The 22,249-nt window shown below is 42.3% G+C and carries 16 protein-coding genes and 1 other RNA gene; 8 read left to right on the top strand and 9 right to left on the bottom strand.

The genetic code is table 11. From position 1 onward, the window contains the following. Positions 1-49: 49 nt before the first annotated feature. From metF to I3254_RS11530, 3 genes are all read right to left on the bottom strand, one after another. A complete protein-coding gene (gene metF / locus I3254_RS11540; RefSeq protein WP_228707007.1) occupies positions 50-928 on the bottom strand; it encodes a methylenetetrahydrofolate reductase [NAD(P)H] in 879 nt (292 codons plus the stop codon). Next, positions 912-2,336 (bottom strand): adenosylhomocysteinase, encoded by a 1,425-nt coding sequence (ahcY, locus tag I3254_RS11535; RefSeq protein ID WP_238052960.1) that lies wholly within the window; start codon positions 2,334-2,336, stop codon positions 912-914. The genes metF and ahcY overlap by 17 nt, the downstream gene beginning before the upstream one ends. Positions 2,337-2,685: 349 nt before the next feature. Further along, a complete protein-coding gene (locus I3254_RS11530) occupies positions 2,686-4,578 on the bottom strand; it encodes a TonB-dependent receptor (protein ID WP_238052959.1) in 1,893 nt (630 codons plus the stop codon). A gap of 435 nt (positions 4,579-5,013) precedes the next feature. Here I3254_RS11530 and I3254_RS11525 point away from each other — a divergent pair, with 435 nt between their 5' ends. Continuing rightward, a complete protein-coding gene (locus I3254_RS11525; RefSeq protein WP_238052958.1) occupies positions 5,014-7,002 on the top strand; it encodes a mechanosensitive ion channel family protein in 1,989 nt (662 codons plus the stop codon). Positions 7,003-7,063: 61 nt separating this feature from the next. Here the strand turns inward: I3254_RS11525 and I3254_RS11520 are convergent, their stop codons facing one another. From I3254_RS11520 to I3254_RS11500, 5 genes are all read right to left on the bottom strand, one after another. Beyond that, complete coding sequence (locus I3254_RS11520; protein ID WP_238052957.1) at positions 7,064-7,696, bottom strand: DNA-3-methyladenine glycosylase 2 family protein; 633 nt, start codon at positions 7,694-7,696, stop codon at positions 7,064-7,066. Positions 7,697-7,903: 207 nt separating this feature from the next. Then, positions 7,904-8,635, bottom strand: coding sequence for a Smr/MutS family protein (locus I3254_RS11515; RefSeq protein WP_057760364.1), 732 nt, complete (start codon positions 8,633-8,635; stop codon positions 7,904-7,906). Between the two features lie 107 nt (positions 8,636-8,742). Further along, positions 8,743-9,612: an indole-3-glycerol phosphate synthase TrpC gene (gene trpC, locus I3254_RS11510; protein WP_238052956.1), complete on the bottom strand. Its 870-nt coding sequence runs from the start codon at positions 9,610-9,612 to the stop codon at positions 8,743-8,745. 170 nt (positions 9,613-9,782) lie between these two features. Beyond that, positions 9,783-10,904, bottom strand: coding sequence for an anthranilate phosphoribosyltransferase (trpD, locus tag I3254_RS11505; protein WP_238052955.1), 1,122 nt, complete (start codon positions 10,902-10,904; stop codon positions 9,783-9,785). Between the two features lie 98 nt (positions 10,905-11,002). Further along, positions 11,003-11,626, bottom strand: a complete 624-nt coding sequence (locus I3254_RS11500) for an aminodeoxychorismate/anthranilate synthase component II (RefSeq protein ID WP_238052954.1) — start codon at positions 11,624-11,626, stop codon at positions 11,003-11,005. A gap of 828 nt (positions 11,627-12,454) precedes the next feature. Between I3254_RS11500 and glnA the strand changes: the two genes are divergently transcribed. Next, complete coding sequence (gene glnA / locus I3254_RS11495) at positions 12,455-13,864, top strand: type I glutamate--ammonia ligase (protein ID WP_057760355.1); 1,410 nt, start codon at positions 12,455-12,457, stop codon at positions 13,862-13,864. Between the two features lie 201 nt (positions 13,865-14,065). Next, positions 14,066-14,809 (top strand): DUF4124 domain-containing protein, encoded by a 744-nt coding sequence (locus I3254_RS11490; protein ID WP_238052953.1) that lies wholly within the window; start codon positions 14,066-14,068, stop codon positions 14,807-14,809. Positions 14,810-14,932: 123 nt separating this feature from the next. On the opposite strand, the gene I3254_RS11485 is transcribed toward I3254_RS11490, so the two are convergent. Next, positions 14,933-15,649, bottom strand: a complete 717-nt coding sequence (locus tag I3254_RS11485) for an SIMPL domain-containing protein (protein WP_102091728.1) — start codon at positions 15,647-15,649, stop codon at positions 14,933-14,935. Positions 15,650-15,957: 308 nt separating this feature from the next. Between I3254_RS11485 and ffs the strand changes: the two genes are divergently transcribed. The 5 genes from ffs (at position 15,958) to serC (ending at position 22,142) form a co-directional block, all read left to right on the top strand. Then, positions 15,958-16,054: signal recognition particle sRNA small type (gene ffs / locus I3254_RS11480), an RNA gene on the top strand. A gap of 268 nt (positions 16,055-16,322) precedes the next feature. Then, positions 16,323-16,919, top strand: a complete 597-nt coding sequence (locus I3254_RS11475) for a LemA family protein (protein ID WP_238052952.1) — start codon at positions 16,323-16,325, stop codon at positions 16,917-16,919. 13 nt (positions 16,920-16,932) lie between these two features. Beyond that, positions 16,933-19,899 carry a M48 family metalloprotease gene (locus I3254_RS11470; protein ID WP_238052951.1) on the top strand — a complete coding sequence of 989 codons (2,967 nt, stop codon included), beginning with the start codon at positions 16,933-16,935 and terminating at the stop codon, positions 19,897-19,899. A 114-nt stretch (positions 19,900-20,013) separates the two neighbouring features. Further along, positions 20,014-20,922, top strand: coding sequence for a DNA polymerase III subunit psi (locus I3254_RS11465; RefSeq protein ID WP_238052950.1), 909 nt, complete (start codon positions 20,014-20,016; stop codon positions 20,920-20,922). A gap of 92 nt (positions 20,923-21,014) precedes the next feature. After that, positions 21,015-22,142, top strand: coding sequence for a 3-phosphoserine/phosphohydroxythreonine transaminase (serC, locus tag I3254_RS11460; protein ID WP_165596967.1), 1,128 nt, complete (start codon positions 21,015-21,017; stop codon positions 22,140-22,142). Positions 22,143-22,249: the final 107 nt, after the last annotated feature.

Genomic DNA, 22,249 nt, shown 5'->3' with positions numbered 1-22,249 from the left:
GATAGTGTATTCAGGAATGATTAAGGGGTATTCTAGAATGCTTACAAGTTTAAGCAGTCAATCCCAATGCTTCTACCAAGCGTTTGTTTGGCTCAACTTTGTTCATGCTATAAAAATGCATGGCAGGGACGCCCTCGGCAATCAAGCGTTCACACAAGCGATAAACCACATCAAAGCCAAATTCACGAATGGCCTTACTATCATCGCCAAAATCCGTCAACTGCTTACGTACATAGCGCGGAATATCAGCGCCACAGCTATCAGCAAAACGCAAGAGATTGCTTGAATTGGTAATTGGCATGATACCAGCGACCAAAGGCTGAGCTACTGTATCAATACCGCGTTTCTCTAACTTATCACGCAAGTACAGATAGCTGTCAGCGTTGTAGAAAAACTGGGTAATCGACGCATTGGCACCAGCTTGGTATTTATTTACCAGATTATCGATATCAAACTCAAAGCTACGCGCTTGTGGGTGCATCTCAGGGTAGGAAGCCACTTCGATATGGAAGTGATCACCTGAATGCTCACGAATGTACTTTACCAAATCTACCGCAAATGGTAGCTCACCCATGCCCACCTGACCTGATGGCAAGTCGCCGCGTAGCGCTACTAAGCGTCTAATACCTAAAGTCTTATAATACTCGAGCAATTCAGCGATTTCACTTTTGTCATCGCCAATACAAGACATGTGCGGCGCGATTTCAGTGGTACCACGTACACTTAGTGCCTGTACGATATCTAAGGTGCGGCTACGGGTTGAACCGCCCGCACCATACGTTACCGAAAAATAAGCTGGTGACAACTTATTAAGCTCATCATAAGTACTTAGAAGCTTTTCGTGACCTTGCTCGGTCTTCGCAGGAAAGAACTCAAAGGAGAAAGCAGGCTTACTCACAGTCAGGCTCCTTTTAGTATTTATAAGCATCAGGCTTGAATGGACCTTCAACTGGCACACCCAAATACTCAGCTTGCTTTTGGGTCAGCTTGGTTAGCGTACCGTTAAAGCCTGCAACCATCGCAGCGGCCACTTCTTCGTCTAACTTCTTAGGCAATACTTTTACGTATAGGTTGTCAGTACGTTGGTCGGCTGGCAAGTCAGCGAATTTTTCTTCGAACAGATACATTTGAGCCAATACTTGGTTGGCAAATGAGCCGTCCATCACGCGTGATGGGTGACCAGTTGCGTTACCTAGGTTTACTAGGCGACCTTCAGCAAGCAAGATTAGATAATCGTTCTCATCGTCTGAGCGGAAGATTTGATGTACTTGTGGCTTGATTTCAACCCAGCGCCAGTTGTCACGCATGAATTGTGTGTCGATTTCGGTGTCAAAGTGACCGATGTTACATACCACAGCACCAGGCTTAAGGGCTGCTAGCATATGTCTATCACAAACATGGTAGTTACCAGTAGTCGTGACGATCATGTCAGTGTCTTCAAGCAAGCGCTTGTTGATGCTGGCTGCGCCGCCCGTGTTATCACCGTCGATGTATGGTGATAAGACTTCAAAGCCGTCCATACATGCCTGCATAGCACAGATAGGGTCAACTTCTGAAACACGTACGATCATGCCTTCTTGGCGTAAGCTTTGCGTAGAGCCTTTACCTACATCGCCATAACCGATAACCAAAGCACGGCGACCAGCAAGGAACATATCGGTAGCGCGTTTAATAGCATCGTTTAAGCTATGACGGCAGCCATATTTATTATCATTTTTAGACTTGGTAACCGCATCGTTGACGTTGATGGCTGGTACTTTAAGTGCACCTTTACCAAGCATCTCAACCAAGCGATGAACGCCAGTGGTGGTTTCTTCTGAGATACCATGGATGTTGTCAAGCAGCTCTGCATAATCGCTGTGAATCAAAGCAGTTAAGTCACCGCCGTCATCCAAGATTAAGTTAGCATCCCAAAGTTGGCCTGATGCTTCGCCGCCAACATGTACTTGCTGACGTAGGCACCATTCATACTCTTCTTCTGTTTCGCCTTTCCAAGCATAAACAGAGATACCAGCAGCAGCAATTGCAGCAGCAGCATGGTCTTGAGTTGAGAAGATATTACATGATGTCCAGCGTACTTCAGCACCAAGCGCGACTAGTGTCTCGATAAGTACGGCTGTCTGAATGGTCATGTGGATACAGCCAGCGATTTTCGCGCCTTTAAGCGGCTGGTCTGCTTCGTAGCGACGACGCAAACCCATTAGGGCAGGCATTTCGGCTTCAGCAAGGGTAATTTCACGGCGGCCGTAATCAGCAAGGCTGATGTCAGCGACTTTGTAGTCAGTGAAAGAGGGATCGATCGTATGGGCAGATGGTGTAGTAGACACTGCGTCCATAATATGCTCCTATCAGTGGTTAACGAATGATAAAAAGAATAAAAACGCAGGTGCCGTTGTTTGCGCTGTGAGCGACCAAAAATATGGACTCTCGACAGTTAACCGAGCCTAACATAACAAATGGTTTGCAAAGCAATTTAGCTCAAATGCAGTTATCAATAATTATGGCGCAACACCTCTCGGAGGTCGTTATTGTAATAGATGAATCAGTGATTGTCACCTATTGACTGAGATAAATAGCTGATGCCTTAGACAAACAAAACCTCAAACAGGAATCTATAGCCATAAAAAAGGCCATCGACTGATGACCTTTTTTGTTTTAATGTTTTTTGATACTACTCAGCCAAAATTAGTACCAGTTGTAGGTTAGAGAGGTAAAGTAGTTAATACCGTCAGTATTATAGCCAATATCTGTTATATAATCTTCGTTAGTGATGTTATTTAGACGTGCAGTCATAGACAAATTATCAGTAAGTTTGTAGTTACCACTGATGTTCAGCAATCCATAGTTGTCTACAAATTGAGAGTCAGTATTGGTAATTCTGCTGTAATAGTCCCCTACATACTGATATTCAGCGCGTATATCTAAACTTGGCAGACGGTATCCGACATATACCAAGCCCTTGTGTTCAGGACGGTAGGGAAGAGAGTTGCCATCATCACTTCCGCCACTACTGTCTTCTGCCTTCTGGTAGTCATAGCTGCCGCCAAACAGATAGTCGTTCATTTCCCAGTCAGAGGTTAATGATATGCCTTCAATCTTAGCGCTATTGATATTCTTTGCTTTGAAATTAGAGTAAGCAATTAAATTATCCACATCACTGCGATAACCTGTCAGACGTGTGCTGTGCCGAGTGCTATCGTACTGAGCAAATACTTCATAGTTGTCGCTAGTCTCAGGATTAAGGTTAAGATCGCCACCATATGCAGGGCTTAAATCATTAAAGACAGGTGCGCGGAAGCCTTTAGCATAGCTCGCACCAACACGAAAATTAGGACTAAGATGCATCGCACCGCCCAAATTATAGGTGGTTTCATCACCATAACGTGAGTCATCATCGTAGCGTAGGTTAGCTTGAGCATCAAAGCGGTCATTGGCGACGACATAGCCAGCAAAGGCACTTTTGACATTACGGTCATCAATACTGTAAGCCGTACTGTCTAAGTCTTGAGTGAGGTATTCGAGACCATAAACAGCTTCACCAGCTAGCAGCTTGTTTTTACCAACTAAGCTAATCTGGTCTTGAGTACCATCGAATACGTTCGGATACTTAGCATAAGACTCACTTTTATCAACAGAGTGACCATATTGGAGCTTAACAGAGGCATCAGGCATATATTGCCAGTCGACATAAGCTTGCGCTGCGCCGTTTTCTTGATCAGCATGAACGTCTTCAAAAATACCGTCGTCATATTCAGTAGTGGATTTACTATACAAGATACTAGCACCTGTCAGTAACGTATCGCCAAAACGCTGATTGACTGCTAGGCTTACACTGTCGCTCTCAAAACCATCAGCGTCTTTGTTATAAGGGTCGTTTTGATTACTGGGATCTGGTCGGGTCGCATTGATACCATCTGTTTCGTTGTGACTGGCTGAAAGACTTAATGTAGTACCATTAGTATTGGCAAGTTGTGCGCTTGCACCATATACGTAATGATCGTTTGAGCCGATACCCGCGGTAACTGACATGCTACTTCGATCTATATTGCTGCCTTTAGTGAATACTTGAATGACACCGCCCATCGCATCCGCACCGTAGATGCTAGAACCTGATGCTCCATAGAGAACTTCAATTCGATCAATTTGATCAGCAGGTAGCAAGTTTAACGCGGCGCCTCCAGCGCTGACTGAGCTATAACGTATACCATCAATTAACACGAGAATTTGTTTGCTATCGTAGCCGCGCATATAAAAGTTTGAAGAAGCGCCAAGACCACCGTTTTGTTTAAAAGCGACGCCTGGTTGACGTTTGAGTACGTCCAAAACGGTTTGACCTTGATAACGTTGTAGCTCTTCCTTATCGATCACCCGTGTCTGCGCAATTACATTACTTGTCTTAGTAGGTGTGCGAGTGGCTGTCACGACAATTTCATCAAGCTCAACTTGTGGTAGGTTACTATCATTGATGGAAGCGTTTTCAGAAATGGCTGCCATTGCGGTATTTACTGCAAGTAAGCCAAGCGCGCTCAAAATACTTAAACGAAGATAGGTACGTGAAGATGCACGTGATACAGACATAGTCGATTCCAAAGTAATCAAGTTAAAAATGCAGAAATGAGAGGTAACTATTATGACGTAAAAGGGGTCAAAAGTTACAAAAAACAGTATATAAGCAAAACTGTGCTCATTATCTACAAATTAACTTGCTTTATAAACTACTTTAACCTAATTTTTATTCAGGGTAGGCTGAATGTTATTCAGGTTAGCTTGCTAAATAGTCTATTAAAAATTAATTTACCTAAATATTTTATGAGCATCTTCCTAGTTTTATAAGAGAAAGCTGTCTTAATAAATACTTATTATTAGAAATGCACATAGAGTAAAAAATCAAATACCAATACAGTTAGCTACAAAATTGCGTAATCAAAAGTACTGCTGTTATAAATAATTGTTACTATAGTATGGACGTCACCTGTCAATCTATCATGCCATTTTTAAACTAAGAGGTTTGTTTTGTCTATCAAGCATAATCTGACTCCCAGTCCTTTGCCTAATTTATTCTCTGCTATTACTAAAATGCCAATTATAGTCGCAATGTTATTATTGACTATGCTGTTGAGCATTGCCTTGCCAAATACTGCCTATGCTGTGGAGGCTGGTGCGCTTGGAGTGGGTAATGACAGTAGTGGAGAGACAGTAAGTACGCCATTGCCTGACTCATTTGGCAGAGATACGCCGCGTCATACGGTACAAGGGTTTATCAGTGCTCTGGGCGAAAATGATTATCTGCTGGCAAGTAATTATCTCAACTTATCTAAGTCCGATAACCCAACGACCGTTGTGCGACAGTTTAAACAAGCACTGGATGCCGGAGGGCGTTTTCAGCCGGATCTACAGATTAGCAATTCACCTGAGGGTAATCTAACTGACCAACTGCCACCTAGCCAAGAAAATGTCGGTGTGATTAATATCGGCGAGCGAAGTGTTCCGCTATTGCTAGAAAGAGTGGTCTCAAAACAGAATGAGCAATATTGGCAGTTCTCTAGCGATACGTTGACCTCAGTACCAGAAGTGATAGAAAATACTGAGCCGACCTTAGTATCGCGCTACACGGTTGATTCTTTAGATGGTAAAAAGCTTTTCGGCTATCAGCTAGCTGATTTGGTTGCCGCGCTCACCATGATTGTGACTAGCTTTGTACTTACTTATGTCGCGGTATGGTTGCTATACCATTTATTAAGAATTGTTTATCCGTATTTGCGTGGTACGCCATTGCCGTTACCTAATAAGGTAATATTGCCACTTTCTGTGGTCATTATGGCATTGATACTATCCGAGGTTATGGTTTATGCAGGGGTTTCGGTGACCCTGCGTGAGCCAGTCAATCGCTTTACGGATATTGCTTCTTGGTTGGCGCTGACTTGGCTACTATTACGAGTGATCGATGCGATATTTACTCGAGCGGTAAATCTAAGCTACAAGAAAAACTATACTGAGCGAGTCTCAATTTTGGGACTGCTTCGTAAGGTCGTCAAAGCGCTATTACTGATATTTGCAGTGATTGTTATTTTTGGCAATTTGGGTTTTGATTTGACCACTGGTATTGCCGCACTGGGTGTGGGTGGTTTGGCGTTAGCTCTTGGTGCGCAAAAGACGATCGAAAACCTAGTTGGTAGTGTTGTAGTGGTGGCAGACTCACCTGTACGTATTGGTGACTACTGTAAATTCGGTACTTACGAAGGCACAGTTATTGATATTGGTATTCGCTCATCGCGCGTACGGACCTTGTCGCGGACGATTGTTACGGTACCAAACGGTGATTTTTCATCGATGCAGATCGAAAACTTTACCTCTCGCGATATGTTTCGTTTTTTCCATTACTTATATATTAAGCGTACCGCTGATCTTGACGTAATATTCAAAATGGTTAATGACTTGGATGAATTTATAAAAGAGCATGATTTGACCAATCAGGAGTGGAATCAGGTCAATATTTTAGAGCTGCGCCAAGACTGCTATGTTATTCAGTTGCAAGCTTATGTGAATGCTATTGGTATCATTGAGTTCTATGACAAACAAAACGCTTTGTTTGTCGATATATTAAAGAAAGTCGCGAAATATAAAGTAGAACATGCATTGCCGACTCAGCAGTTGATTGTTAATCAAACGGAGCTTGAACATCATGTGGGAAGTAGCACTGATGAATCAGCAGAAGGAGATGAATCAGACAACAGTAGTAACTCTGCTAATAATGAAGTGTCTGATAACAAGGAAGTAAACACAAGCGTATACAGGAAAGATTACAACGACGATGGCGTTGATATTCGTAAAGATAGTGACAAGGCTAAAAATGATGTTGCAAGTCACCACAAATTCTCTATGGCGACCGTCAGCAGAAGTGGTGCGCTTAAGGCACTAAAGCATAAAAGTCATATGCTAAGAAAAAGTAAGTTTAAGCACACTAAAAACAAATCTGGCTTTTCTATATGGAACCAGCCTTAAAAGAGACTTTTTGCTCACGAATGGTAGTGAATAACACTAGCTATGTTTTTTGCTCTATTAGTTATAAAGGTACTGCGGTTTTATCACGTAATGAGCCGTAGTACGACCAAAGCAATAGGCTGGCAGCACTGCGATGAGGTGACCAGTGCTGAGTTAGATCTTTAAGCTGCTTGGGTGTTGGGCGCTCTGCTAAGCCTAACAACTCCATGGCTGCAACTTTAATGGCCAAATCATCGACAGCGAGTATGTCTGTACGTTTTAGCGAAAATAGTAAATACATCTCAGCTGTCCAACGTCCAATCCCTGTCACAGCTGTCAAGGTTGTTATGGCTTCTGAGTCTGGCAAGGTTTCTAAGGCTGCAAAGTCTATATCATGATCTACTAATGAACGCACATAACGAGTTTTTTGCTTAGACAATCCTTGTGTCTTCAAAGTATCATCTGTCGCCTCGCGTATAGCTTGCGGAGTGATTAATTCTGCATCAACCAACCGTTTCCAAATGCTGGCAGCGGCGGCAACTGATAACTGCTGACCGACCATCGCTCTCATCAACTGCTCAAACCCACCTGCATTATGCCTAAGGTTAGGTGTACCGACCTGCTTATGGACAGGAGCAAACCTTGGTTCAATGGCAATCAGCGCAGCAATCTGCTGTTCTAGTTCGTTAATGTTTTCAATAGTCTGTATATTCATAGTGATTTCGCTTTGCTAATTAGAAGGTGCTTCAGTCAATATACTAATAGAGGGTGAGAAGCTCAGATTAAATGGAATGTACATGAAAGAGAGCATTCATTAAAGGAAACATCGTTATAGTCTACGTCTAGACCATAAGTGATTGATAAAAAAAGGACTGCAAATAAGCAGTCCTTTTTATGTAGTACCGTATCACTAACAATAGACCTATTCGCCATCTGCTTTAGGTTTTTTAAGTAGTACTAGTACAGCACCGTTACCACCATCTTTTGGTGGAGCAGAACAAAATGCCAGTACTTCTGGCAATTGACGTAACCAGCCATTGATACAGGTTTTTAGAATCGCTTCGCTACCTTTACCATGGACGATTTTTACCATGGTTTCGTTTTTCTGCTTGGCTTGGCTCAATAGTTGAGTCATCGCTTCACGTGCTTCTTCTATCGTACAGCCATGGATATCTACCGCATCATACCAACGCAGCTTGCCTTTTTTGAGCTGATCAAAGATTTTATTTTGCAGTGTTGGTTGCTTATAAGACAAATAAGCTTCAGCAGCGACAGGGTTCAATAGTGCTTGCATATCTGACAAGCCTGCGCCTAGATCACTGGCTTCACTACCTTGAGCCGCAGCACGTTTTGATAGTGTCGCTGCATCAGGTTTACCTGCTCTAGCTGCGCTGGCAGGTGAGCGAACATTTTTGTCTTCTAGCTGATTGACACCATGCATGGCTTGCATAAACAGAACTTTATCGTCATCGATGTGTTCACTATCTAGCTGCTTAACTGTCTTTTTTACTTGTTTTTGAGTCGGTAGCGACACCGGCTCAGTTGGCTTTTGATTCTCACCTTCAGGTGAATTGGTATCACGGCCTTTGCTCAGCTGGCCTTTGAGTTCTTTGAGCTGGTCTTGCATTTCTTTTGAAAATAGAGAGTTTGACATAAAAGTTAACGTATCGTTGATTGATGAATGGTTGATTGAACTATGTCTATAGTGCAGACATTGTTCAAGCTATTAGCATATATTTAATCATAAATTATTGAGTTACTTTACCCGTCTGCTGCGACGCCCGCAAGTAAGGATTGTAACGCTTGCCCTGGATGATCAGTTTTCATAAATTGCTCACCGATCAAAAAGTGCTGAATATCATTATTTAGCATAAGACGAATATCATCACTGCTATGAATGCCACTCTCGGTCACGATAAGTGGTTTTTGTTCAGCACTATCAGTAGCAAGTGCGTCGTTTAAAATATTCTTAAGATCAAGCGTGGTTTGCAGGTCAACATCGAAGGTATTTAAATCACGATTATTGATACCGTAAATATTGTGTACTGAACGTGGCAACTGTAGCGCACGCTCAAGCTCAGATTTGGTATGCACTTCTATCAATACGTCCATACCAAGCTCAATACTGAGTGCATGTAGCTCTCGTACTTGGGCATCATCTAGGCAAGCCATAATGAGTAGGATGCAGTCAGCGCCCATTAGGTAAGATTGATAGATTTGATAGACATCAATCATAAAGTCTTTACGTAATATCGGTAGGCTTGATGTATTAGCCGCTTGAATAAGGTAGCTGTCATCGCCTTGAAAGTAATCACGGTCGGTCAATACAGACAGACAACTAGCGCCTGCTTGCTCATACTGCTGCGCAAATAGAGCAGGGGTAAAGTTATGATTGATAATGCCTTTAGACGGTGAGGCTTTTTTAATCTCAGCAATGATACCGATACCATTTTCTTTAGTGCCAGCAGCACGTAGCGCCGCGGCAAAACCTCGACGCGGTTTGTCATCAGCTGCGACCTGTGCTTTCAAGTCCTCTAGAGACAATGCTTCGCGAGCGGCTTTTACTTCTTCTACTTTGGTGGCGACAATGCGCTGTAGCACTGATGGTATGTCTGAATGAGTTGTGGTCATACTGGTATCCGAATATCGTTAAATGTAAATATAGTCAGAAAACTATTAATAACTACTAAATGGCTACGACGTTGTCCTCCTTAGATGTACGATTTGTACAATCTATGGTTGGCTGCCTTGTATCCGTTTTAGATTTCTTTGACTATAGACAGTAGATGAGTGCTTATAAGTTAACCTTGAGCGACTAGCTGTTGGGTATAGTTGGCTAAAGACTCAAGTTTGAGTAAAGCATCGCCATTTTGAATGATTTTTTGTGCTCGGCTAACACCGTTAGGGTAGTTGCTGGCAAGTCCTGCAGTGTATATCGCGGCACCTGCATTTAGCGCAATCATATCACGTGCTTTAAGTACGGCACGGTCATGAGTGTCGGCTCCAGATAGCGCAGCACGAATCAGATCTAAACTTTGTGCTGGAGAGTCGACATCTAGGCCGATAAGAGTTTGGGACTCGATACCCGCATCTTCTGGCATCATATCATAGACTGATATCTCGCCATCTTTTAGCTCAGCGACTGTGGTCGAAGTCGCAAGACTGATTTCATCAAGACCATCTTTTGCGCCTACTACCATGACATGACGTGCGCCTAAGTTTTTCATCACCTTAGCAATCGGCTCACATAACTGCGCGGTAAATACACCGATGACTAAGTTTGGCGTGCCAGCAGGGTTGGTCAATGGGCCCAAAATATTAAAGATGGTACGTGCTTTTAATTCACGGCGTACAGGGTTGGCATAACGCATGGCGCTGTGATGATTGGGTGCAAATAAAAACCCGATACCTTGGTTTTCGATACAGTCTTTTGCTTGCTCTGGAGTGAGCGCAAGACTGATACCTGCTTGCTCAAGTAAGTCTGAGCTACCAGATTTGGTTGAGACGCCGCGATTGCCGTGCTTAGCAACTTGTGCACCAGCTGCCGCAACAACCAATGCCGATGCAGTCGAGACATTGAACAGATTAGCACCATCACCGCCAGTACCAACGATATCTACCAAGTAATCACAGTTCTTTGGTTCAATATTGGCGGCTAGTGCACGCATGGCGCTGGCTGATGCAGTAATCTCGTCAATGGATTCGCCCTTCATACGTAGTCCCGTCAAGATAGCGCCCATCATAGCGTCGCTACATCTACCTTGCATGATAATCAGCATCACTTGATACATCTCATCAAAAGTTAAATCGATGTGTTGAAATATTCTACCCAAAGCTGTGGTTAACAGTTGATGTGTTTGCTCATCAGACAATTTTGCAATACTCTCTGGCGTATGCGTTTCTTCTATTCTTGTCGTACTCATTATGGTCTCACTTACTATTATTTTTTATATGAATCTGTGTGAAATTTGGCATAGGCTTATGAAGGCAGCATTTTTTACCAAGGTGCTTTTAGTCAAATCTAGCCAACTTGTGGTAGCTCATCGGATGTTAGAGTAGCCAAGCCATGAGTCTGTAAAAAGTTATTGAGCAATTGATAACCTGCTTCGCTCAATATCGACTCAGGATGGAACTGGACGCCTTCTACAGCCAGCTCCTTATGGCGAATACCCATGATTTCCTCAATACTACCATCAGCATTCTGTGTCCATGCGGTAAGTTCAAGGCAGTCTGGCAAGCTTGTCTTATCAATGACGAGCGAATGATAACGCGTGACCTGTGACGGGTTAGGTAATCTGGCAAACACACCTTGCTCGTTGTGATAGATAGCGGATAAGCGGCCATGCATGACTTCGCCAGCTTTGACCACTTGACCGCCAAAGGCTTGACCGATCGCTTGATGACCCAAACAAATACCCAGTATAGGAATAATTCCTTTAAATGTCTCAATGGCTTGCAGCGAAATACCTGCACGGTCAGGATCGCACGGACCTGGGCCAATCACAATCACATCAGGTGCAAGGGTTTTAATCTGCTCAATGCTGACCTGATCATTACGCCAGACAGTGATGTCCTGCTTTAGCTCACCGAAGTACTGTACGATATTGTACGTAAAGCTATCGTAATTATCGATCATCAAAATCATTAAGGCTTCAACTTATCAGTTTTATTATATTTTTAACATGAAATTTGTTCTCACTGTTATCGAGTCACTTGATTGCCGGAAATCAGCAGCTATGACTATAACAGAGGGGGTTATTGCGCGCGGTTATCTTACCACTATTTTGTTTTCTATCAAATGTAGGGTATAGGCTATCTAAGTAAGCACCAAGTAAAAACACATTTTTTATTATCGTATCGATAACGAGGATAGTTTGATCAAGGGTAATGTTATGAATGCAACTATTAGCATTGCACTATAAAATAGCATTTCAATAATAAATATATTTGTATTTGCACCAATTAAGTGCTTTTGGTTCTCAAATGGTGCTCTAATTAAGTGCTATTCTAAAACTGAACTAGATGAGAATTAATTAATATCTAACGATATTAATCGTATAAATCACTGTAAATATTGATAATTAAATCTATCTATAACTATATCTGTTATCAGAGTGTCAATACATTGGCATAGCCTTTGCATTATTGTTGTTATGATTATTTTTAAAACCAAAAAACTGGTCTAAAAATAATTATTAACAAGAGCCCGAAGAGTTCAGCATTATGAGTTGTATATTGCTAGAATGTCGTTAGGATTGAATTGGCGTATGTTAGACCATGTGCACAAATATTGGTCTGATTGAGTAAACGCTTTAGATGAGCATCTTGACTAATACGCAAAATAGTGCTGATAATAAGCATAATATCGAATGCGCTATTTTAGTATTGAGAGCACATCTGACATTCTTGGACAAGAACATCATATTAATAATTTTAAATCGCAATTACGTGATCAACACAACGGAGACTATTCATGTCGAATAAACTATTAGATCTTATCCAATCCTCTAATGCTAAATGGGTTGATTTTCGCTTTACTGATACACGCGGCAAAGAGCAGCACATCAGCTTCCCAGCGCATACCGTTGATGAAGATGTCATGGAAGATGGCAAAATGTTTGATGGCTCATCAATCGCTGGTTGGAAAGGTATCGAAGCGTCAGATATGATCTTGCGTCCTGATCCAGAAACTGCTTTTGTTGACCCGTTCTTTGACGCGGTGACTGTGGTAGTGACTTGCGATATCATCGAGCCATCCACGCTACAAGGTTATGACCGTGACCCACGTTCTATCGCACGTCGCGCTGAAGAGTATTTAAAGTCTACTGGTATCGGTGATACTGCTTATTTCGGTCCAGAGCCTGAATTCTTTGTATTTGACGATGTTAAATGGTCAGTCGATATGTCTGGCGTTAGTCATAAGATCACGGCTGAAGAAGCAGCATGGTCGACTAACGAGACTTACGAGTGGGGCAACATGGCGCATCGCCCACGTGTGAAAGGCGGCTATTTCCCAGTACCACCGATCGATAGCTCACATGACATGCGTGCTGTTATGTGTGAACGCATAGAAGAAATCGTTGGTGAAGGTTCGGTTGAAGTTCATCACCATGAAGTGGCTTCTTGCCAGTCTGAAATCGGTGTTGCATTCAACACGATGGTACGTAAAGCGGATGAAGTTCAGCAATTGAAATATGTTGTTCATAACGTTGCGCATCAGTTTGGCAAAACAGCGACCTTTATGCCTAAGCCAATCGTTGGTGATAACGGTTCAGGTATGCACGTACATATGTCAATCTCAAAAGACGGTGTAAACACATTCTCTGGTGATGAGTATGCTGGTCTGTCTGAAACAGCATTGTATTTCATTGGCGGTATTATCAAGCATGCTCGTGCGTTGAACGCGATTACTAACCCATCAACGAACAGCTATAAGCGCCTAGTACCACATTATGAAGCGCCTATCAAACTTGCTTATTCAGCATCTAACCGTTCAGCATCTATCCGTATTCCACACGTAAGCAGTCCGAAAGCGGTACGTGTAGAAGCACGTTTCCCTGATCCAACGGCTAACCCATACCTAGCATTTGCTGCATTGTTGATGGCCGGCCTTGACGGTATCCAAAACAAAATGCATCCAGGCGAAGCTGCGGACAAAAACTTGTATGACTTGCCACCAGAAGAAGAAGCACAAATCCCAACGGTTGCAGAGAGCTTAGACGTTGCACTACAAGCATTGCGTGACGATCATGACTTCTTATTAAAAGGTGATGTCTTCACTGAAGACATGCTAGAAGCGTTTATTGCTTTGAAAGAAGAAGAAGTACAACGTTTGAACGTAACTGTACACCCTGTCGAATTTGACATGTACTACAGCTGCTAATTAGTCGCTAAAACACTCATTTATTTTGAGTCACAAAACCAGCTAAGGTTAACTTGGCTGGTTTTTTTATGCGTATTAATAAAGTGTATCAGTCCAATTGCTGAATTTTCTTTGAAATCGCTACTGATTTCATGTCAAAACTCACGCATAATAGTTTTATAAAATTATATTAATAGTAGACACTATCTAGGTTGATGGATTATGACTTTATTAGCAAAACCGAGTTTCTTGAAGAGTAGGATTAGAGTTGGGTTATGGACTACGGTTGCTCTCGCTAGTCTTTGTACATCTCTCACGAATGCTGCACCTATTTACAAAGTGGTCGATGAGCAAACCGGTCAAGTCACCTTTACCGACCGTCCACAGGATTATGAGCAGCAAGTTGGCAAACAAGTCAGTCAAATGGCTATTACGACGGGTAATGAGACGAGCAGATCAACTAGTCTGAATACGACAACCAATCCTAATACAAGTCGCCAATCATCAAATGCGTCGCAGACAGTGACTGATACTGAGTCGCCTGCGATAAATACTAAGGTTACCACGCCAGTAAACTATCAGTTAGCCATTACTGAACCTAGCGAAGAGACAGCCTATCGTCGTCCCGTACAGAATATCGATGTCAATGTGCAGATTAAGCCTGCGTTACAGGTAGGGGATAGTGCCCGTATTTATTTTGATGACAAAGAGGTTGCACAAGGTTTGAGCGCGTCTATTGCTACTGTTGATGTTTTGCCAGGTACTCATACAATTAAGGCCATTATACAAAGCGAAACTGGCCAAACACTTGAGCAAATCACACGTACTGTATATGTGATTCAAAATACAACCACATTGCAAGACAACAAAAGAAAGGCAGCGCAGCTATTGGCTTATCAAAAGCTAGCTTGGTATCAAAAATTGATGTTAAAGCTGCGTCAACAGGAAGTTGCTCAGTCACAATAATGGTCTCAATAATGATTGAATATAATGGATAGATATCGCTAGCAAAATAAAAAGGCAAGCACCGTTAACGATGCTTGCCTTTTTTAATGTAAATCACTTATTTTATTTTAACTATAAGCTGTCTTATTTAGTTAACTCGATGGTACCGTTAGCAGTCACAGAAATAGTGCTATTACCAGACTCAAAGCTTTGGCTTGGTACTGACTCGTCTGCCATTCCTGATTTCATGCTCATAGCGCTATACATTGGACGTGGATAGTTGCTACCTGTGTTTAGGTTAACATTGACGACGCGGTAGCCACGAGCATCCCAAGCGCGGGTAAGGCTCTTAGCTTGCTGCTGAAAAGCGCGAGAAGCTTCGGTCATTAATTTTTGTTCTAGCGCATCTTTTTTGGTATCTGATACGCCAAAATTAAGATTGTCCATCACTAAGGTTTCTTGTAAGTCAGCAATTAGTTGGCTAGTCGCTGAAAAGTCTGTACTTTTTAAATCTATGTTTGCTTGACCTGTCCAGCCGATGATTTTATCGTTTTTGTCATAGCGTGGATAGGTGCGCTGTTGCCCTGTGCTCACGGTCACGCTAGGGTAGCGCTTGGCAATTTTCATGGCATTGTTGATTGAGGTGTTAAGCATTGTAGCTAAAGTCTTAGAGTCAGTTGCTTGTGCTTTCTTGTACAAGCTGGCTCGTACTTCATCGTTCTGAATCTCTTCTTTTATTTCTGTCTGAAATGTCAGTTGATCATAGCCTGTTGGCTCTGCATGGGCGCTACCCATCATCGCTGTCATGAGACAAACCGTACCAGAAGCTAGTGCTGCTTTATTCAATAAAGTATTTTTCATTATTATCTCCTAAATTGATTCTAATAATATATAAATGACAATTATCAACGCTCATTCATACATGAAAAGTTGTCCCTATTGTTCTCTAGAAATCGACATGGGTGCAACTTCATTCACTAAAATAGCAAAATTCATATAAGTTGCTGTGAGAATTTTGTGACCTAAGTTACTGATATAATTTGTGCTCATACATTGCGGACCTGAGCTAATGAACTAAATGACAGTGCTATTTAGGGCCTAAAGCAAACAGTTTTAAGATAGGGGTTGTAAAATTAAAAATTTCTTGTATAATTTGCGACTGGTGGCTCCATTGGTAGCCTCGCAACATTGTTCTATGAATCCCGCCAGGACCGGAAGGTAGCAACGGTAATAGTTATAGTGTGTGCCGAGGATGTGCTGATGGAGTCGCTTTTTTTTGCCTAAAATTTGATAATTATATTTATAAAGTATCAAAGACATATTTGTAATGTATTAAGCCCTTCATTGTAAAGGGCTTTTTTTGGGTCAAATTTTTGTCTGATGGTTAGCTAATTGCTTATGTAGTTTTCAATTTAATTTCCTGTTCGATTTCCTTTATAGTTCCGATCTAGTTCTAAGGTTTTATTGATTAATATGAGTTAAAATACAATGTATTAACTTTTTATTAACATTCTAGACACCTTGGAGTTTGATTATGAAGATGTTTGTTTGGCTATTCATTGCATTTTTGGTGTTGGTGGTCGTATTTGGGGTATCCATTTTTAATAGATTGGTACGCGCACGTAACCAAGCAAAGAACGGCTTTGCTCAAATAGATGTGCAACTAAAGCGTCGTCATGATCTGATTCCAAACTTGGTCGAAACTGCCAAGCGTTATTTGAGTCATGAAGAAGAAACACTCACTCGCGTCATTAGCGCACGTAATCATGCCCGAGACCTACAAGACTCTAATAAACATCAGCCAGACTCACTAGAGCACATGGCACTATTTGCAAAAGCAGAAGGTATGTTGTCCAAAGCATTGAGTCAGTTCTCTGCTGTCGTCGAAGCCTACCCAGAGCTCAAAGCCGATAGTATGATTAAGGAGCTCATGGACGAACTAACCAATACGGAAAATCGCATCGGATTTGCGCGTCAGCATTATAATGATAGCGTGATGTTTTATAATAATGATCGCGAAGTATTCCCCAATAACCTCGTTAGTACGACTTTTGGCTTTCGTCCACTCAGTCAGTTGGTATTTGAAGATAGAGAAGCGATTGCTCAGGCACCGATTGTCAACATGGGCTAAGGTTTAGATAATTTTGGCGAACTCTAGGCAGCCTAATCTGATGGATTTTTTTGGTGAACAGCGGATACGGACGCGTCGCAGTCTATTACTTTATGGACTGTTTTTCTTAATTGTACTTGCTCATATGGCTGTAGGACTGGCTGTCATGTCTATACTGCTGACAGTATTTATAGGCGGTATATATCATTGGGTCTTGGTTCTGGTCATTGTCTTGACGTTAGGCAGTTTCGTTGGTGGTAGTTTTTTAGAGTATCGACGCCTGCGAGCAGGTGGCCGCGCTATTGCCCAGCGAGTAGGAGCGGTTAGGCTATTTATTGATAATAGTCAAGAACCATGGGAGCACAGTCAAGGAGTCGCTCATCAACACGAAGTTGAAGAAAAGGTTCGCTATAGTTCACGTCATATAGCAGTACGTGACGAGCGCGATTTTCCGCCAGTTTATCGTCGCTATTATGAAATTACACAGCAACTGGCCATTGCTTCGGGTTTGAGTACGCCGATTTTATATGTGTTACCTGATGAGCAGGGGATTAATGGCTTCGTCGCTGGTCGTTATAGCTCAGATATGGTATTAGTCGTCACCCAAGGAGCACTAGATAAATTGTCTGATGAGGCGCTATACGGGCTTATCGGTCATGAGTACGGCCATATACTGCACGGTGATGCTAGGTTCAATTTACAGCTGATGGTGGTGTTGGCAGGCTTGCAGATACTATATGACTGGAGTGATCCAATCTCTAATCGCCTCTTTAATTATAGTCACTTTGATAGCGATAGTATTTCCCAAAAGTCTCTATCACAGAGACAGGTTGATATGCTAGCACGCAATACAGAAGCGCAAACCGCCAATTTCACCACGCATAGTGAATGGGTCGCTTACTGGCAGCAGCAATCACAACAACAGCAGTCCTCAGCCAAGCGTCAGTCTAAATGGGTGCAAACGCCACCTATAATAGATCGTCAAGCCCCGCGTAGTGTCTGGACATTGCTACTGCATGGTTTAAGCTTCTCCAGTATGGCAAGCGCGCAGTTGATTAAGCACAGTTTTAATCGTGAGCGCGAGCTACTTGCTGATGCCACTAGTGTTCAATTGACACGTACGCCTGCGATTATCGAAACCTTAAAAGCCATTCATCAAGACTCGCTCGGCTCGCGTTTGTCTGGCATTGCTGATATCAATGGACTCAGTCATTTTTTCTTTGCCAGTAGTGGGGCAGACTTAGGGGATGTGTCATGGTTTGCCACACACCCAAGCTTGACTGAGCGTATGAGCGCTATTAATGCGGATGCTTATCATCAGTTCGCGGTACAAGTCGCCAAAGAAAAGCGAATAAATCAGCAAAAGGTCAAAGAAATATATAGGCAACGCCGCTTAGGTGATTGGGGAATAACAAAAGAAAATAGCCTAAGTGAATATTTGCCAGAAAAAAATACGCGGCACTCGTCAGTACTTGGATCTCAAACAGCCGCAACGATTAATATAGGTGACACTAAACAGACAAGTGACACAAAAGTCCTTGCTGAGTCTATAAGCGACGGTCGTAATACGGATAGTAGCGAATCAGGGATTGATGACGGTTTAGAGTTTGCCGTAGAAGTTGATGTAGTAATTGATGGGCGGCTTCAAGTACAGGCCGAAGACGTTGGTACTCATCAGCTGTTAAAACCGTGGCAATCCAAACCTGACGCTGACCTACCAGAAAACACATTAATTGGGTTTAATGATATTAAAAAGGTATCACTACCTCAGTACATACTCAACCATAGTCATCATCCTTTAGGTGCGCTAGCATTAGTCGAAGCTGTCTTGCTTTGTCATCAGCATCAATCATTATCAACGACTGCCACTTATAGTTTGAATGATATTTGGAATGATGGCTTCTCTGTTGCGACTGACTCGACTTCCCATGAGCAAATATTACCGCATAGGATAGATACTAAGCTGATGACAGTAGTAGCCAGTTTGGACAGACGTTTAGACAGCGCTTTGATTGAGCTCGCCTTAAACCAATTGCATCAAAAGAATTTATCTGAACTATGTATTGAAGATCTAAAGCTCAAAAGTAAAAACGATCATAGTCACGACAGTCATCAGTACTATAAAAAACAAGAGAAATGCCGTACGATGTTGTTGCGTTATCAGCAGGGCATATTTGAGCTGTTTAACCAACAGCTGACATCTGACTTAACCAAAAGCTTAGCTTATGATTCGTCAGATAAAAATATAGCTAGTGATAACGCTCATGCGGTTGCGATTACTCTGAATAACCCGTTAGCTTTAGCACATCAAAAATCGCCAATATCATCATTATGGCAAGCGCTACATTTGCAGCAGTTACTACCGATATTGTCTAAAGTTTTACAAGATACAGACGCGCAGTCTCTATGGCCGCAAATACTAAAGACTGGTATGGAAGACGTAAGGGCGCAACTAGATCCTTCAAGTCAGGCGTTTACAGGACTTAGTAAATCAGAAGTATCAGTTGTTGTCTTATTGGCTTATCGACTATCAAAAGATGCCAAAGGCCAGATGATCTCACTGCATGACCAATCGCTATTGAGTGAGGGTACTGACAGTGTGGCGCATTATATTGTAGATTTGAGACGGCATGCGCGCTTGATTGATATTGATCTTATGACAGTAAGCGATGTTAATTTACAGTGGCTATTATTGACCGCACAGCACTTGAATAGCATTCAGTTATTGGCGATTATTTCTGCGGTTCCTGTCTCTGCCAATCACTTTATCAAGCGCTTGGTAGGTGATCCGAATGCTGATAATTATCGAGAGAAGCAACAGGATGGTAGTCAAATAGATTATAATGAAAGTGAAATGAGCCAGCCTACTCATAATGAGTATCGCCAATGGCTAAGTACGTTGCATACGGTGATGTTACACGATACGATAATCAGCCAAGATGAATACGATTGTTTGTTGGCAATATCAGAGCGTTGGCTCGGTATTCGACAGCTGTTTTGATGGGCATGTATTTATTACTTAATTGATAGTATAGCGCATGCTTAATGAGAGCTGCCAAAACCATAAAAACATCTATAAATGATATAAACAAAATGAGTAGGATAGTAGAGTCGAATGAGTGATATCCAAGACCCGCTAACTGTATTACAGCGCCGTGTGCAGCAACGCCAAATTCTAGCGATGATAGGTATCAATCAGTGGGTACAACCTGAGTCAGAAACCATCAATATGGCTGACATTGCGACAGCTTCGGTTGAGCAGTCAAATATTGTTTCCACTGATATTGAGTCTAGTAACAATGAAGTAGTGAGCGTTGGAATTTTAGGCACAGTTGATCGATCGACTGATGGTTATGATATCAATGATTACAATGCTAAGGGCTATGTTGCCGATGAGTATGATCCTGATTTGCAAGCTACCGCTGAGCAGACGGCTAGCGAGCAAAGCCCTGTTATTTATAGTTTTGATTCCGTTGATTCAACTACTGTTAGTTCAAGTACTGGGTCTATCTATCATGACATCCCAAGTACTACATCGAACCAAACTGCTGTAACCTCTACGAATGCACCTATTGAGCAACCTCAATTTGCGCAGAATAATTTTCCGCAAAGTAGTTTTCCACAGAGTGCTAGTGATGACAGCATAAATGATGATAGCTTAAAAAAAGTAGCACCATTTGACTTGCAAGGTGGCCGCTATAATGACTGGGTAATAGTGGTTGATATCAAAGCGCTAGATAGTGACAGTCAAAAACTATGGCAAAACATTACTCAGGCGCTATCAATCACTTGCGAGACAACATCATTCCCGATTTGTGATGGTATGGATACTGCTGAGCTTGCCAATGCCAGTCTTGCAGGATATATTTTTCGAATTGGCCGAAGCGAAGATATACAAGTTGCTGCACTGACCGCGCTGCCTGATGGCCTTCAACATCCCAATCTGACCACTGTGCCGACATTAGAAGCAATGCTCGCAGACAGTGATGCTAAACGTCAGTTGTGGGAGCAGATATCTCATTGAGTTGTATAAAAACTAACATCGATACCATTGCCTTTATCAACAAACTGAAATAAAAAACATCCTTTTATTTCATCATACCTAGGACTGTGATTATGCCTACAACCCCAACGTCTACAGCAACTGCCACACCGCATCGCCTGCCAAATTTTTGTGCTGGTCCTGCTACTATGCCAACAGCCGTATTAGAGCGCGCGCAGAGCGAACTGCTTGATTGGCAAGGTCGCGGCCTGTCGGTCATGGAAGTCAGCCATCGTAGTAAAGAGTATATGGCCATTACTGACAAGGCGGAAGCTAAGCTACGCACGCTTATGGAAATACCAGATAACTATAAAGTGCTGTTTTTGCAAGGTGGCGCAAGTTTGCAGTTTTCTGCGATTCCATTGAATCTGTTAAATGGCGGACGCGGTGACTATTTGACGACAGGAGCGTGGTCAGGTAAAGCAATCAAAGAAGCTAAGCGCTATGAAGCATTGGGTTTGGGCGAGATTAATTTAGTTGCGACTGGCAAAGAGAATAACTTTACTGACGTACCAGCGCAAAGCGATTGGAATATCAGTAAAGACGCCGTTTATTTTCATTACTGTGCTAATGAAACAATTCATGGCCTACAGATATTTGAGCCGCCACAAGTAGATGCGCCAATCATTGCTGATATGTCATCTTGTATCTTGTCGCAGCCGATAGATGTGTCTAAATTTGGCATGATCTACGCGGGCGCCCAGAAAAACATCGGTCCTGCAGGTCTAGTCATTGTCATTATCCGTGACGATTTGATGGGGCAAGCAAGTGAATGGTGTCCTATGCTGTTGAACTATGAGCATCAAGCTGACAAAGAGTCTATGTCTAACACGCCAGCGACGTATTCTTGGTACTTAGCAGGGCTGGTGTTTGATTGGTTGGAAGAGCAGGGAGGTGTAGCTGCTATCGGTAAAATCAATCAGCAAAAAGCTGACTTACTTTATAAGACAATCGATGACAGCAGTTTTTATAATAATCCAGTAGATTCTAAGTATCGTTCTATCATGAACGTGCCATTTACTTTAGCAGACAGCAGCCTTGATAAAGTATTCTTAGAAGAGTCAGAAAAAGCTGGCTTGTTAAATCTAAAAGGTCATCGTGACGTAGGCGGTATGCGAGCCAGCATCTACAATGCCGTACCAATTGAGTGGGTACAGCAGCTGGTTGACTTTATGATTGCGTTCGAAAAAAAGCACGCCTAAGCAAAAGAGTAACCGCTAACGTATAAAGTTTTTATATATAAACTGCACATCAAGAAGGGCGTAACTAGTCATGGTTGCGCCTTTTTTATATTTATAAACAGACAGTT

It is taken from the genome of Psychrobacter sp. Ps2 (assembly GCF_022129405.1).
In the GTDB taxonomy this organism is placed as follows: domain Bacteria; phylum Pseudomonadota; class Gammaproteobacteria; order Pseudomonadales; family Moraxellaceae; genus Psychrobacter.
The sequence above is the reverse complement of the archived record's forward strand: the minus strand, read 5'-3'. Positions and strand labels throughout refer to the sequence as shown.

Excerpts from the sequence above, each read along its gene's own strand:
- serC (WP_165596967.1), top strand. The coding sequence starts at position 21,015 with ATGCCTACAACCCCAACGTCTACAGCAACTGCCACACCGCATCGCCTG.
- trpC (WP_238052956.1), bottom strand. The coding sequence starts at position 9,612 with ATGACCACAACTCATTCAGACATACCATCAGTGCTACAGCGCATTGTC.
- I3254_RS11490 (WP_238052953.1), top strand. The coding sequence starts at position 14,066 with ATGACTTTATTAGCAAAACCGAGTTTCTTGAAGAGTAGGATTAGAGTT.
- trpD (WP_238052955.1), bottom strand. The coding sequence starts at position 10,904 with ATGAGTACGACAAGAATAGAAGAAACGCATACGCCAGAGAGTATTGCA.
- I3254_RS11475 (WP_238052952.1), top strand. The coding sequence starts at position 16,323 with ATGAAGATGTTTGTTTGGCTATTCATTGCATTTTTGGTGTTGGTGGTC.
- I3254_RS11485 (WP_102091728.1), bottom strand. The coding sequence starts at position 15,649 with ATGAAAAATACTTTATTGAATAAAGCAGCACTAGCTTCTGGTACGGTT.
- I3254_RS11500 (WP_238052954.1), bottom strand. The coding sequence starts at position 11,626 with ATGATTTTGATGATCGATAATTACGATAGCTTTACGTACAATATCGTA.
- I3254_RS11465 (WP_238052950.1), top strand. The coding sequence starts at position 20,014 with ATGAGTGATATCCAAGACCCGCTAACTGTATTACAGCGCCGTGTGCAG.
- I3254_RS11530 (WP_238052959.1), bottom strand. The coding sequence starts at position 4,578 with ATGTCTGTATCACGTGCATCTTCACGTACCTATCTTCGTTTAAGTATT.
- I3254_RS11520 (WP_238052957.1), bottom strand. The coding sequence starts at position 7,696 with ATGAATATACAGACTATTGAAAACATTAACGAACTAGAACAGCAGATT.
- glnA (WP_057760355.1), top strand. The coding sequence starts at position 12,455 with ATGTCGAATAAACTATTAGATCTTATCCAATCCTCTAATGCTAAATGG.
- ahcY (WP_238052960.1), bottom strand. The coding sequence starts at position 2,336 with ATGGACGCAGTGTCTACTACACCATCTGCCCATACGATCGATCCCTCT.
- I3254_RS11515 (WP_057760364.1), bottom strand. The coding sequence starts at position 8,635 with ATGTCAAACTCTCTATTTTCAAAAGAAATGCAAGACCAGCTCAAAGAA.
- metF (WP_228707007.1), bottom strand. The coding sequence starts at position 928 with ATGCTTATAAATACTAAAAGGAGCCTGACTGTGAGTAAGCCTGCTTTC.